Consider the following 14,176-nt stretch of genomic DNA (forward strand, 5'->3'; position numbering starts at 1 on the left):
TCGCCCCTTCATGGCGCCCAGCAGATCGACCGCTTGCCGCATCGGCTCGCGCACGATCTACTGGGCGCCATGTCTGATGCCAGTGACGTCATCATCGTCGGAGCAGGTCTCGCCGGGCTGGTCGCAGCCACCGAGGCCGCCGACGCGGGCCGGGCGGTGACCGTCGTCGAGCAGGAGGGGCCGCAGTCCCTGGGCGGGCAGGCCTACTGGTCCTTCGGCGGGCTCTTCCTCGTGGACTCCCCCGAGCAGCGCCGGATGGGGATCTCCGACTCCGCCGAGCTGGCCTGGCAGGACTGGACCGGCTCGGCCGGCTTCGACCGACCGGAGGACCACTGGCCCCGCCAGTGGGCTCGCGCGTACCTCGACTTCGCCGCAGGCGAGAAGCGGGCGTGGCTGCACGCCATGGGCGTGCGCTTCTTCCCCGTCGTGGGCTGGGCCGAGCGCGGCGGCTACACCGCCCAGGGGCACGGCAACTCCGTGCCCCGCTTCCACATCACCTGGGGCACCGGGCCCGGGATCTGCGAGCCCTTCGTCGCCCGCCTGCTCGACCACGCCGCGGCCGGCCGCATCACGATGGCCTTCCGCCATCGCGTGGACGGCCTCACCGTGCACGACGGCGCCGTCACCGGTGTGCACGGAGCGCGCCTCGCGCGCAGCACCACCCCGCGCGGGGCCCCCTCCACCCGCGAGGTGGTCGGCGACTTCGAGCTGAGCGCCGGGGCGGTCATCGTCACCTCCGGCGGCATCGGGGGGAACCAGGACCTCGTCCGGGCAGCCTGGCCGGACCGGCTCGGGACCCCGCCCGAGCACATGATCACCGGTGTCCCCGCGCACGTGGACGGGCGGATGCTCGCCCTGACCGAGGCCGCCGGGGGTCGGGTGATCAACCGCGACCGCATGTGGCACTACGTCGAGGGCATCACCAACTGGGACCCCATCTGGCCTGATCACGGCATCCGCATCCTGCCCGGCCCGTCCTCGCTGTGGCTCGACGCGACCGGGAGCCGGCTGCCGGTGCCGCTCTTCCCCGGCTTCGACACCCTGGGGACCCTCGCGCACCTGCGCACCACCGGGCACGACTACAGCTGGTTCGTGCTCAACCAGGCCATCATCGAGAAGGAGTTCGCGCTCTCCGGCTCGGAGCAGAACCCCGATCTCACCGGACGCTCGATCACCGGTGTGCTCGGCCGGTTGAAGAAGGGCGCCACCGCCCCGGTCGAGGCGTTCAAGCGCGACGGGGTGGACTTCGTCGTCGCCGACGATCTCACCGAGCTGGTCGCGGGGATGAACCGGGTGACCGGGGACGACCTCATCACCGAGGCCGGGCTGCGCTCGGTGGTCGAGGCGCGCGACCGCGAGGTGGTCAACACCTTCACCAAGGACCTGCAGATCACCGCGATGCGCGGGGCCCGGGCCTACCTCGGCGACAAGCTCATCCGGGTGGCCACCCCGGCCCCGATCCTCGACCCGGCCAACGGTCCGCTCATCGCCGTGCGCCTGCACGTCGTCACCCGCAAGACCCTCGGCGGCCTGGAGACCGACCTGTCCGCCCGGGTCCTGTCCGACGCCGGCGCACCGGTCCCGGGGCTCTTCGCAGCCGGGGAGGTGGCCGGGTTCGGCGGTGGCGGGATGCACGGCTACCGCTCCCTCGAGGGCACCTTCCTCGGCGGGTGCCTCTTCTCCGGGCGCCAAGCCGGGCGAGCGGCCGCCGGGCGCTAGGCCGCCGTCCGCTCGATGTCCACCGCGTCCGGTCCTCGCGGCGCCGTGATCGCGGCGGGCGGGCGCACCGGCCCACGGACCGCGGCTGGTCCGGTCAGGGCGCGCAGGGCGTTGAGGATGGTCACGAGGTCGACGAGCTCCTGCAGGCCGGCGCCCACGATCGCCGGGATGGCACCGAAGGCCGCGAGCACCATGAGGATCACGGAGAGGCCGATCCCGATCCCGATGCTCTGGACCGCGATGCGGATGGTCCGCCGGGAGATCTGGACCGCCGTCGCCACCCGGACGAGGTCGTCGACCATGATGACGACGTCCGCGGACTCGCTCGCCGCCGTCGCGCCGCGTGCGCCCATCGAGACCCCGACGTCCGCGGCTGCCAGCACGGGGGCGTCGTTGACCCCGTCGCCGACCATCATCACCGGGCGACGGGACACGGCCTGCACCGCGGCGACCTTGTCGCTGGGCAGGCACTCGGCGTGCACGTCCGTGAGGCCGAGCTCGGCAGCGACGTGCTCGGCGGTGGCCTGGGAGTCGCCGGTGAGCATGAGGGTGTCGGTGATGCCGAGCCGTTCCAGCTCGCGCAGCGTGGCGGGCGCGTCCGCGCGGAGCTCGTCCGCCAGCACGATCACGCCCCAGAGTGCACCGTCGACCGCGACGTAGGAGGCCGTCTCGCCGCCGACCAGGTCCGTGTCGGTCAGGCCGGCGAGCTCCCCGGCGGCGGTCCCCAGGCTCTCGGCGACGAAGGTGGCGGTGCCCACCACCACGTGCCGGCCACCGACCGTGGCGCGCAGACCCGATCCAGGGACCTCCTCGACCAGGGCCTGCTGGTCGACCTCCAGCCCGCGGCGACGCGCCTCCTCGACGAAGGCGCGCGCCAGCACGTGCGCGGAGAACTGCTCGGCAGCTGCGACGAGGGCAAGGAGCTCGTCGGCGGTGACCGCGCCGACGGGCAGCACCCGGGCGATGCGCGGGGTTCCGTGGGTCAGGGTGCCGGTTTTGTCGAAGGCGGCGGTGCGCACCCGTGCCAGCCGCTCGAGGGTACCGCCGTCCTTGACGATGATGCCGCTCTTGGCGGCCCGGCTCATCCCGGCGATGAAGGCCACCGGGGCCGCGATGAGCAGCGGGCACGGCGTCGCGACGACGAGCACCTCGGCGAAGCGGACCGGGTCGCCGCTCGCCCACCAGGCCGCAACGGCCAGCAGATAGGCGAAGGCGGTGAACGGGACGGCGTACCTGTCGGCCATGCGGACGAAGGGCGCCCGGCTGCCCGAGGCCGACTCGACCAGCTCGACGATCTGCTGGTACTGGGAGTCCGCGGCCAGCGCGGCGGCGCGCACCCGGACCAGGTGCGGTCCGTTCACCGCACCGGAGAGGACCTTCTCCCCGGCCTGCCGGTCGACGGGAAGGCTCTCGCCTGTGATCGAGGACTCGTCGAAGGAGGCCGTCGCGGTGACCACCACCGAGTCGACCGGGACCATCTCACCGGGCTTGACCACGAGGGTCTGACCGACCTCCACCTGGGCGACGGCGCAGTCTGTCACACGTCCGTCTGGGCTCTCCACGTGCGCCAGCCGCGGCGCCCGGTCCAGGAGGTGGGTGAGCTCGCGCCGGGCGCGCCCGGCGGCGAAGTCTTCGAGCGCCTCACCGCCGGAGAGCATGAGGACGATGAGCAAGGACGCCCAGAACTCCCCCACCGCCACGGTCGCCAGGATCGCGGTGACCGCGAGGATGTCGATCCCCCACACGCCCCGGCGGATGTCGCCGATCATGGATGAGCTCTGACGCAGCGCGACGAGCACCGCGAACACGCTCACCACCCAGCGGGCGGCCTGGGTCCCGCCTGCTCCCCCGGTCGCCAGCGCCAGCGCCAGGATCGCGACGCAGAACGTGAGGGCGACGACCGGATACCGACGAACAATGCCGAGAATACGACTCATGATTCCTTTATAAGCGGCGGCGGACATTCTTTTCAAGCAAGCACAGGCTGTCCTTTCTTACGCCTCGAAGGCAATTCGACAATGTAAAGAAAGGCTAACCACACCCGAGAACTTGCGCGCCTGTCAGGTGTTGCGACGATGGATCACAACAGTCAGGAGCAGCCATGAGCGCCAGCCAGCGCACGTCAGACACCGTGGTCGTGATCGGCGGCGGTCTCGCCGGTGCGAGCGCGGTGACCACCCTGCGCGGCGAAGGCTTCGACGGGCGGCTCGTGCTGCTCGCCGCGGAGGACGAGGTGCCCTACATCCGCCCGCCCCTGTCCAAGGAGTTCCTCGCCGGCACGGCTGATCGCGAGGACACCTGGGTGGAGCCGCAGGCCTGGTACGCCGAGCACGAGGTAGAGCTGCTGCGGGGGCGCAGCGCTACGAGCATCGACGTCGCCGAGCACGTCCTCACCCTGGACGACCACTCCCGCCTGCCATACTCCGGCGCCCTGCTGGCCACCGGCGCGTCACCGCGCCGGCTGCCGGGCGATGCCTTCCCGGACCTGACCGGCGTGCACTACCTGCGGACCTTGCCCAGCTCGGAAGAGCTGCGCACCGCGCTGCAGGTGGGCGGGCGGCGCGTCGTCGTGATCGGTTCCGGGTGGATCGGTCTCGAGGTGGCCGCAGCAGCCCGCGGCTACGGCAACGAGGTCATGGTGCTCAGCCGCGACGAGGTCCCGCTGCAGGCGGCGCTCGGGGCCGAGATCGGTGCATACTTCGCGCAGGTGCACCGACGCAACGGCGTGACCCTGCGCACCGGGGTCCAGGTGACCGGGTTCACCGGCGCCCACGAAGGCCTGCACCTGGGGTCGTTGCACGCACCGCACGGCGGGCACGGCGCAGTGACCGGGGTGCTTCTGCACGACGGCGAGGAGGTACCGGCGGACGTCGTCGTCGTCGGCATCGGGGCGGTCCCCAACACCGACCTGGCCCGCGGGGTAGGGCTCGTCGAGGACGACGGCATCGTCGTGGACGCGAGCCTGAGCGCCGGGCTGGACGTGTGGGCTGCCGGCGACGTCGCCCGCGCCTTCCACCCGGTGCTGGGTCAGCACCTGCGCGTGGAGCACTGGGCCAACGCCGAGCACCAGGGCGCTGCGGCGGCCCGGTCGATGCTCGGTCAGGCGGTCAGCTACGACCGGGTGCCGTACTTCTACACCGACCAGTTCGACCTGGGCATGGAGCTCTCCGGGTACGGCCCGCTCATGAAGCAGGCGAAGGTCGTCTATCGCGGCGACCGGGCGAGCGGGGAGTTCATCGCCTTCTGGGTGGTCCTCGACGGTCCGACGGGGGCAGGGGGCCCGACGGGCGCACGGTGGGCCGGGGGCGCGCCCGGTTCTGAGGGGCTGGCGCGCCCCACGGGGTCGACCGGGCGGGTGGTGGCCGGGATGAACGTCAACGTCTGGGACGTCAACCCGACGATCGACGCCCTCATCGCCTCCGGGGGTGCTGTCGACGTCGAGCGCCTCACGGACCCCGCCACCCCGCTGGCCGACCTCGTGCCGGCGGGGTGAGAGACTGGGACCGTCCGGCCCGCTCGCTGGCGCCGGCGACCCGCTGCGACGAGGAGAAGCGTGACCACCGACCGCACCACCAGCCCGGCTGCTGCCGACCACGGCAACCAGCGCGGTGAACTGCGCGGGGACTGCTCGAGCTGCTTCGGTCTGTGCTGCGTCGCACTCCCCTTCGCCAAGTCCGCCGACTTCGCGATCACCAAGGCCGCCGGCGCCCCGTGCCCCAACCTGGAGCAGACCTTCGGCTGCGGGATCCACGCGAAGCTGCGACCGAGCGGGTTCCGCGGGTGCACCGTCTACGACTGCTTCGGCGCCGGTCAGCACGTCGCCCAGGTGACCTACTCCGGGGTGAGCTGGCGCGAGGCACCGGCCACGATGACGGAGATGTTCGAGGTCTTCCCGATCGTCCGGCACCTGCACGAGCTCCTCTGGTACCTCGATGACGCGCTCACCCGCGAGGCGACTGCGCCGATCCATGCCGATCTGCACGCGGCGTCGGCGCGCACCCGAGACCTCGCTGGCAGCCGACCGGAGGCACTGCTCGCCCTCGACGTCGACGCCTACCGCCAGGAGGTCAACGTCCTGCTCCTCCAGGCGAGCGACCTCGTGCGCGCCTGCGCGCCGGGAAAGCCGAAGAACCGTCGCGGGGCGGACCTCATCGGCGCCCGGCTCGCAGGCGCTGACCTGCGCGGGGCCAACCTGCGTGGCGCCTACCTCATCGGCGCTGCGCTGCGCGGGGCAGACCTGCGCTGGGCGGATCTCATCGGCGCGGACCTGCGGGACGCCGACCTGCGAGGGGCGGACCTCACCGACGCGCTCTACCTCACCCAGCCGCAGGTGACTGCGGCCCGGGGCGACGCGACCACGCGCCTGCCCCGCGGTCTGGAGCTGGCGGAGCACTGGACCGCGAACGGCCCCCGCTGACCACCTGCGACCGCCTCCCACGCGCTCCGGGATCGGTGCGGCAGCGGTCGAGATGGTCGGCCTGCGATCGCGGCGACCCCGGTCCGCTGACGCACCGTGGGCCCTGACCTCGGACGAGGTCAGGGCCCACGGTGTCCTCACGGCACGGCAGGTGTCACCACCTACGCACCGGTACTCACCCGGCGTCGGTACCAGACGAGGGCAGAGCCGACGCCGACGAGCAGCGTCAGGGCGAGGAGCACGCCCGTGATCTCAGCGCCGGTGATGGCGAGCGCCCCAGAGCTCGGGGCCCCTCCTGTGGTGTTCCCGGCGCCCGGAGCCTGCGGTCCGGCGGGGTCGACGACCGGCGTCTCGGCCGCCGGGTCCTCGTCGCCGGGCACGACGGGATCCGCCGGGTCGACCGGGACCTCGACGTCGAGGGTGTCGACGAGCTGCCCCACTCCCCACCGGCTCGTGTCCTGGTAGGACCTGCCCGTCGGGTCGCTCCACGACCGCACCGAGGTGCGTGCCGTGCTGCCTGGCGTGGCGTCGTTCACCTGGAGCTCGACACCGATGAACGGGCCGTCCTCGGCCGCTGCGGCGAGCGCGACGGCCTCCGGCTCGGTGAGCTGGATGGACGCCTCGACGATGTACCCCGTCTCCGTGATCGTCGTCGCGCTCTCGAGGTTGTCGCCGGTGACGGAGGGGTCACCACCGAACGACTGCTCGTTGTCGAAGTTCACGCGGTAGTGGCCGTCCCCCGGGTTGAGCGGCCCGGACTTGGCGTTGGCCGGGTCGACGAAGAACTCGACGGAGTCCTGCAGGTAGGCGTCGATGGCCGACTTGTCGAGCTCGTCGTCGGTGACCTCGAACAGGAGGTGCAGCACGCCGTCGGTCCACAGGGCGCGGACCGTGGCGCTCGCCCCGCCCTCGGCCTCCCCCTCGACCTGGGTGTCGGTCGACACGACAGCGGCGCCGGCCCAGGCCTCCTCGATCTCACCGTCGATCGTCACGGGGCTCGCCGCACGCGGGATCGCGACGTAGCCGACGGGCTCGACGAGCACCGCCGTGCCGAGCGCGGAACCGTTCTCCTGGTTGTGGGACGGGTCGTTCCACGAGAGGAGGTCCCCCGTCGCGCCGTCCGCGACGCGGACGTCGAACGGGACGGAGGAGCCGATGGTGGCGCCCTCGACGGGCAGCTCGGCGACGACGACGTAGCCGGTCGGCGTGCTGCGCACCTCGGTGCCAGCCGTCGAGCCGTCACGAGCGACCTCGAGCGTCGTGCCGCCCGCGAACAGCGTCACCGTGTCGCCGGCGTCGTCGGTGTCGTCCTGGACCTGGACGTAGGCGAGGAGACGGCCGTCGTCCCAGCGCAGCTGGAACCCGGTGGTCCCGGCCCCGCCGGAGGTGATCGGCGTCAGCGGGAGCAGTGCCCACTCGATGTCGTCGACGACGCCGTCCCCGACCGTGAGGTCGGCCTGGTTGACGGTGACCTGCTGGGTGCGTGCCGGCAGCTCGCTGCGGTCGACGATGCCCCAGTAGGCGGGCTTCGCCTGCAGGTTGCCGTCGAACGGGAGCGGGTACTCGTCGGTGCGCCACGTGCGCGAGTCGTCCGGTCCCCAGAGGGTCAGGGCGAACAGGTCCGGGTACTCACCGAACATGTCGAACAGGTCCGCGTAGAAGTAGCCCTGCTGGACGAGGCGCTCCGCGGTCGGCGCGCCGTTGATGCCGACGTCGAGCTCGGTGACGGCCTGCTCGAGACCGAGCGTGGCGAAGGCGTCGATGCTCGCCTTCATCTGCGCGATCGGCGTGGCGAGGCTGACGTGGAACTGGTGTCCCATGCCGCCCACCGGGACACCCCGGTCGAGCAGACCCTGGACCACGTTGACCATCGCCTGGCGCTTGCCCGGGAGCTCGGTGTTGTAGTCGTTGATGAAGAGGGTGACGGGACCGTCCGCGACACCACCGTTGAAGGCTTTATCGGCGTACTCGAACGCGAGGTCGATGAACTCGACCCCGAGGACGTCGAACCAGCGGCTACGACGCAGACCGTCGGACTGGGACTCGTCGATGACCTCGTTGACGACGTCGAACGCGACGATCGGGTTGCCTGCGGTGCCGAACTCGCCGTACTTCTCCCGGTAGTGGCCGGCCACGGTGTCGATGTGAGTCTTCAGGCGGTCGCGCAGGATCGCCTGGTCGGCCGCGCTGCTCGTCAAGGGCTGACCGTCGGCACCGAGGAAGAACCAGGCGGGTGTCTGGCTGTGCCACGCGAGCGTGTGTCCGTAGACGCGCAGGTCGTTCGCGACCGCGAAGTCGACGAGACGGTCGGCGGCGTCGAAGGTGAAGACACCCTCAGTGGGCTGGATCGCCTCCGGCTTCATGGAGTTCTCGGCGGTGATCTGGTTGAAGTGCTTCGTCACCAGGGTGGATGCCGGGACGACCGTCTCGCGCTCGTCGATCGCGACACCGATGGGCCAGGGAAGTTCGTCCTGCAGCGACGGGATGTCCAGCTGGACACCGCGCTGGACGGTGGTGGCCGTGATGCCGTCGACGAGGAAGGATCCCGTCCCGGCGGTCGTCTCGAAGTAGAGGAGCGCCTCGTCGGCAGGGGCCATCGGGTACGCGACGGTGACGCGCTTCCATGCGCTGCTCGTGACGCCGGTCACGGTGGTGATCGTGTCGTAGGCGGTGTCCGAGCCCTCGAGGTCGCGCTGGATGCTCAGACGGATGTCGGCGGGGTCCGCCCCGGCCGCCATCTTCACCCAGGCCGAGATCGTGTGGACACGTCCGGGCTCGAAGATCCCGGTGACGTCCGCGGCGAGACCGTTCCATGCCTGGTCGCGACCTGAGACGAGGGCCGCCTGAGTCCCGTCGTACCCGTCGGCGTCGAGCGTCGCGGTGGCCGTGCCGGAACCGCGCACGCCCCATGCTCCGAGAGCGGCCTCGAAGTCGTTGTCGAGTCCGACACCCACCCCCGGGGCGGGGGTCTCGCCGCCGTCGGCGGGACGCTCCGGGCCGGTGAGGACGACGTCGTCGATCATGAAGTCGGTCTCGGCGCTGGTCGCCTCGGCGTAGAGGATGGCGTTCGTCGTTCCGGCGGGCATCGTGTACGTGCCCGAGATCTCGACCCAGGCATCGCTGGTCAGCTCAGGCGCCTCGGCCACGGTCGTGTAGGCCTCCGGCGTCTGCGCGACGGTGAACTTCACCGTGTCGGCCGTCTCGCCGTCGGCGAGACGCACCCAGGCGGAGAACTCGTACGCCTGGTCAGGGGCGAGGAGGTCGGTGAGGGCGGTCTCGACGCCGTGCCAGGTGGCGGTGCGGCCGGAGACGAGCAGGCTGCTGTCGCTCTCGTGCCCCTCGGGGGTCAGCGCGACGGTGGTCGTGCCTCCCCGGGCGACCCAGGGGTCGGTCACGGCCTCGAAGTCGTTGCTGAGGATGGTGACGTCCGCCGCCTGGGCGGCGGCGATCGGCAGGATGCCGAGTGGTGCGGCGACCACAGCGGCTGCCAGGAAGGCGGCCGTCCTGCGTCGCCCGGAGGCCGGTCGGCGTCCGCGCGCGTGGCGCGGAACCTGGCCCTCGTCGAAACTTTCGGTTCTTGCGGGCTGGATCACAACACGCTCCTTTGCGAGTTAGATGCCCTACACTGGACAAAGGGCACCCTACGTGGGCCTTTTCACCCGCGCAAGACCCCTCCGCACAGATTTATGGAGTCGAAAGTTTCGTCAGCACATCCCACCCCGGAGCCCCCTCGGCACGAGCTTCCAGCGGGTCCGGTGCGGCACTGCCTGACTGGTCAGAGCGATATGTGGTGCCCCCACAGGGACTCGAACCCTGACTGTGCCGATTTTAAGTCGGTTGCCTCTGCCGATTGGGCTATGGGGGCGACGGCCACTGACGCCATGCCCGCAGATCACGCACGGACGTCAGGCTGGACGATACAACAACGGGGCCACACCGCGTGCGGTGTGGCCCCGTCACTGTGATCAGGACTTACTTGTCGGCCTTCGCCTCAGCGTTCGCAGCCGCGGGGGCGTCCTTCGGCTTGGCAGCCGGAGCGGACGCGGCGCGGAACTCGGCGCGCGGGTCGTGGATCGACCCGAGGGAGACGACCTCGCGGCGCAGCAGCCAGGTGCCGACCCAGTTGGTCGTGATGCGGATCTTGCGGCTCGCCGTCGGCATCGCGGCCACGTGGTACATGCGGTGCATGACCCAGGCCGGGAAGCCGCGGAGCTTGATCTTGCCGAAGAGGATCGCGACACCCTTGTGCAGTCCGAGCGAGGCGACGGTGCCGAGGTTCTTGTGGCTGTACTCCTCGAGCTTGCCGCCGGTCAGCGTGGCGTAGAGGTTGTCGGCGAGGACCTTGGCCTCGCGGATCGCGTGCTGGGCGTTCGGCGGGCAGAACGCACCGGGGTTGTACAGGTCGGGGACGGCGGCGCAGTCACCGGCACCCCATGCGTCGGCCACGACGTTGCCGTCGTCGTCTGCGACCTGCAGGGTCGGCAGCACCTGGAGGCGGCCCATGCGGTCCAACGGCAGGTCCGAGGTGGCCAGCACCGGGTTGGCCTTGACGCCGGCGGTCCACACGATGGTGTCGGAGTCGAACTCCACACCCGTGGAGGTCACGACGTGACCGTCGACGCAGGAGGAGAGGAAGGTGGAGAGGTGGAACTCGATGCCACGCTTCTTCATCTCTGACAAGGCGTAGTTCGCCATCTCGAGGGTGAGCTCGGGCAGGATGCGGTCCGAGCCCTCGATCATGACGAAGCGCAGGTCGGACTGGTCGACGCCGGGGAGGTTCTTGACTGCCGCGCGGGCCATGTCCTCGGTCTCGGCGAGCGCCTCGATGCCGGCGAACCCGCCACCGACGAAGGTGAAGGTGAGCATCCGCTTGCGCAGGTCCGGGTCCCAGGTGGAGCTGGCGAGGTTGATCCGGTTGAGGATCTGGTTGCGCACGGCAACCGCTTCCTCGACGTTCTTGAAGCCGATGGCCTGCTCGGCCAGTCCCGGGATCGGCAGGGTGCGGGCCACGGAGCCGAGTCCGACGACGAGGTGGTCGTAGGTGATCTCGTAGGGGTCGCCCTCTTCGGGGGTGATCTCGATCTTGCGCTCACGGTGGGTGATCTTGGTGACCTTGCCCTGCAGGGTGTCCACGTGCTTGAGGGCACGGCGGTGCGGGGCGACGACGTCGCGGTCGGTGATCGATCCGGCAGCGACCTCCGGCAGGAACGGGGCGTAGGTCATGTACGGGCGCGGGTCGACGACGACGATCGCCGCGTCGCGGCGCCCGAGACGCTTGCGCAGGCGGCGCGCGGAGTACAGACCGACGGACCCACCACCGAGCACGACGATGCGCGGGACCTTGCGCGGTCGGGGCGCGATGGCCGCCGCTGAGGAATTCTGGGCAGGCGTATCCGAGGTCAGGTCAGTCTGAGGCATACCTTCATCATATTGCGGGGTGTCAGATCCCGCGAAGCCCGCGGGCGTGATCCGTGGCACAGTGCCCGCACAGGGCGGCTCTGCGCCGCCCAACACCGCCCTGACCTGGACTCTTACGGCCATTTCGCCGTACGCGGACGAGCCGACCGGTGGAGCTTCCACCGCCGCCCGTCAGGCCAGGCTCCAGGCGATCCCGTCGAGGATGTCGTGCTCGCTGGTGACCACCGCGCTCAGCTCGCCGCCGTCGGCGGCGACGTCAGCGGCGACGCGCGCGACGACCTCGGACCACACCAGAGCCCCGGCGGCGATGACGTCCACCCGGCCCGGGTGCATGAAGCCCAACGACGCGCGCTCCTCTCGCGGTCGGGCGATGAGGTCCTGGCAGGCCGCGAGGGTCGCCGTCGTGGGCAGGACCGCGCCGTTGATGGCGTTGCGGTCATAGCGCTCCAGGCCGAGCGCGTGGGCGGTCACGGTGGTGACCGTCCCGGCCAGGCCGACCAGGGTCCGCGTGCGACCGAGCGGCACGTCCTGCGCTGCGACGTCGAGCGCGCTGCGCACGTCGGCGCGCGCAGCCGCGACCTGCTCCGGGGTGGGCGGGTCGGTGACCAGGTGGCGCTCGGTCATGCGCACGCAGCCGACGTCCATGGAGTAGGCGCGCTCTGGCGAGTCCTGGCCCAGGACCAGCTCGGTGGACCCGCCACCGAGGTCGACGACGAGGTACGGCCCCGGGTGACCGGCCGCCAGCACGCTCGTGGCCCCGCGGAAGGACAGCGCGGCTTCTTCGTCGCCGGAGACCACCTCAGGCTCGACGCCGATGGCGGCCCGGACGCCGTCGACGAAGTCCTGACGGTTCTGCGCGTCCCGCGTCGCCGACGTCGCGACGAAACGGATGCGCTCGGCTCCCAGGTCGCGGCAGATCTGCCCGTAGCGCGAGGTCGCGTCCAAGGTCCGGGCGAGCGCCTCGGGTGCCAGCCGCCCGGTCTTGTCCACGCCCTGCCCCAGCCGCACGACCTCCATGAGCCGGGTGACGTCGGTGAGCGTGCCCGCCGCCGGGTCCAGGTCCGCCACGAGCAGGCGGATCGAGTTGGTCCCGCAGTCGATCGCGGCTACTCGCACGCTGCCGGGTGCGGGCGGCGGAGCAGACGAGGGTGCGGAACTGAGGGCTGGGGCACCGGTCGCGGTCACAGGCGAGGAGGGGGAAGCCGAAGTCATGGCACTAGCCTGCCACCTCTGGGGACCTGCCATCCACGCGCTGCCGGTCGCGGGCCGCAGTCACAACCGGCGCAGCCGACGGCGCGCCCGGCGTGCTTCAGCAGGTGCAGCGGTCCGGACGCCAGGTGTCCTTGATGAGCTCGAGAGCCTCGTCGCCGAGCGGGTTGACCCCCGGGCCGGCCGCGAGGGCGTGGCCGACGAGGACGTGCAGGCACTTGACCCGGGTGGGCATGCCGCCAGCGGAGATCCCGGCGATCTCGTCGACGTGACCGAGGGCCTCACGCTGGGCGAGGTAGTGCTCGTGGGCACGCTGGTACGCGGCAGCGAGCTCGGTGTCCTCGAGCAGACGCTCGGACATCTCACGCATCACACCGTTCGCCTCGAGGGTGCTCGCGGCAGCGACGGCGCCCGGGCTGGTGAGGTAGTACGTCGTGGGGAAGGGCGTGCCGTCGTCGAGCCGCGGCGCCGTGCGCACCACGAGCGGACGACCGCACACGCACCGCGCCGCGATGCCCACGACCCCTCGGGGCGGCCGGCCGAGCTGCTCGGCGAGGACCTCGATGTCACCGTCGGTCACGGCGGCAGGGTCAGGTACGACGGCGGGGGCCGGGTCAGTCACGGAGCTCTTCCAATCATGGGGCGGGCAGGTTCGCTGCCCTATTGTCTCCTGCCTCCAGGGCGCCGTGCACGCACCGAGGTCAGGACGCGTTGCCGGCGATCTGGACGGACTCCCACACGGTGGAGTACCACGGCTGGGAGGCGGTGAGCCCGGTCGTCACGGCGCCGTCGGTGATGGGTTCGTTCGCGTCCACCACGGGTGCCTCGACGACGGAGTCCGGGTCGATCACCCGGTAGGGAGTCTCACCGGGGAACACGAAGGTCAGCCGTTCACGCGCCTGGGCGATCACGTACTTGGGGTCCTGCCAACGGTTGCGCTCGTTCTCCAGCTCGGCGTTGGAGGCCTGGATGGCGGCGAGCTCGGCGGCGAGCAGCTGGTTGTCGGTGCGCTGCTTCCCGTACTGCAGGGCGGTGGGCATGATGAGGATGAACCCCATGAGCGTCACGAGCAGCAGGACGGCCGCGCGGACGGTGAAGATCCGCATCCACCCGGTGGGGCGGGGCGCCGGCTGCGGGCGACGGTTCGACGTCGCGCGCGGCGCTCCCCCACGCGGGGTCGCCGACGAGCGGGCACCGCCGGCAGACGTCGCACCGGACCTCGAGCCCGAGGAGCCTGCTGACCTCCCCGTGGGGCGCGGCACGGATGGGGTGTCCCCGGTCCGCGGGGTGCGGTCTCCACGACGTCCCGACGAGCGCGCGCCGGAGCCGCCGCCGGACGGGCGGGGTGGGGGCGGACGGGAGGCGGGAGGCACCTGGCGATTGTCCCTCCGCCCCGATGACGATCGAGGCAGC

The 14,176-nt window shown here is 71.4% G+C and carries 9 protein-coding genes and 1 tRNA gene; 3 read left to right on the forward strand and 7 right to left on the reverse strand.

Translation table 11 applies throughout. The features are described 5' to 3' along the window. Window positions 1-69 precede the first annotated feature (69 nt). On the forward strand, window positions 70-1,719 hold the full coding sequence (locus tag SS2_RS14270) for an FAD-binding dehydrogenase (protein WP_174523205.1): 1,650 nt from the start codon (window positions 70-72) through the stop codon (window positions 1,717-1,719). Here SS2_RS14270 and SS2_RS14275 read toward each other — a convergent pair. After that, window positions 1,716-3,656 carry a heavy metal translocating P-type ATPase gene (locus tag SS2_RS14275; RefSeq protein ID WP_066465249.1) on the reverse strand — a complete coding sequence of 647 codons (1,941 nt, stop codon included), beginning with the start codon at window positions 3,654-3,656 and terminating at the stop codon, window positions 1,716-1,718. The two genes, SS2_RS14270 and SS2_RS14275, sit on opposite strands and share 4 nt — an antisense overlap. A gap of 164 nt (window positions 3,657-3,820) precedes the next feature. On the opposite strand from SS2_RS14275, the gene SS2_RS14280 reads away from it, so the two are divergent. Further along, window positions 3,821-5,212 carry an NAD(P)/FAD-dependent oxidoreductase gene (locus SS2_RS14280; protein WP_066465250.1) on the forward strand — a complete coding sequence of 464 codons (1,392 nt, stop codon included), beginning with the start codon at window positions 3,821-3,823 and terminating at the stop codon, window positions 5,210-5,212. A 60-nt stretch (window positions 5,213-5,272) separates the two neighbouring features. Then, complete coding sequence (locus SS2_RS14285) at window positions 5,273-6,136, forward strand: pentapeptide repeat-containing protein (RefSeq protein WP_066465251.1); 864 nt, start codon at window positions 5,273-5,275, stop codon at window positions 6,134-6,136. Between the two features lie 161 nt (window positions 6,137-6,297). On the opposite strand, the gene SS2_RS14290 is transcribed toward SS2_RS14285, so the two are convergent. From SS2_RS14290 to SS2_RS18040, 6 genes are all read right to left on the reverse strand, one after another. Beyond that, a complete protein-coding gene (locus SS2_RS14290) occupies window positions 6,298-9,729 on the reverse strand; it encodes an endo-1,4-beta-xylanase (RefSeq protein ID WP_083942268.1) in 3,432 nt (1,143 codons plus the stop codon). 195 nt (window positions 9,730-9,924) lie between these two features. Continuing rightward, window positions 9,925-10,001, reverse strand: a tRNA-Leu gene (locus SS2_RS14295). A 107-nt stretch (window positions 10,002-10,108) separates the two neighbouring features. Beyond that, window positions 10,109-11,554: an NAD(P)/FAD-dependent oxidoreductase gene (locus tag SS2_RS14300; protein WP_066465254.1), complete on the reverse strand. Its 1,446-nt coding sequence runs from the start codon at window positions 11,552-11,554 to the stop codon at window positions 10,109-10,111. Between the two features lie 171 nt (window positions 11,555-11,725). After that, window positions 11,726-12,766 carry a Ppx/GppA phosphatase family protein gene (locus tag SS2_RS14305; protein ID WP_083942269.1) on the reverse strand — a complete coding sequence of 347 codons (1,041 nt, stop codon included), beginning with the start codon at window positions 12,764-12,766 and terminating at the stop codon, window positions 11,726-11,728. A gap of 97 nt (window positions 12,767-12,863) precedes the next feature. Beyond that, window positions 12,864-13,385, reverse strand: coding sequence for a DUF501 domain-containing protein (locus SS2_RS14310; RefSeq protein WP_066465256.1), 522 nt, complete (start codon window positions 13,383-13,385; stop codon window positions 12,864-12,866). 79 nt (window positions 13,386-13,464) lie between these two features. After that, window positions 13,465-14,136: an FtsB family cell division protein gene (locus tag SS2_RS18040; protein ID WP_245643599.1), complete on the reverse strand. Its 672-nt coding sequence runs from the start codon at window positions 14,134-14,136 to the stop codon at window positions 13,465-13,467. Window positions 14,137-14,176 lie beyond the last annotated feature (40 nt).

Source organism: Sanguibacter suarezii NBRC 16159, from assembly GCF_001552735.1.
Taxonomy (GTDB): Bacteria; Actinomycetota; Actinomycetes; order Actinomycetales; family Cellulomonadaceae; genus Sanguibacter; species Sanguibacter suarezii.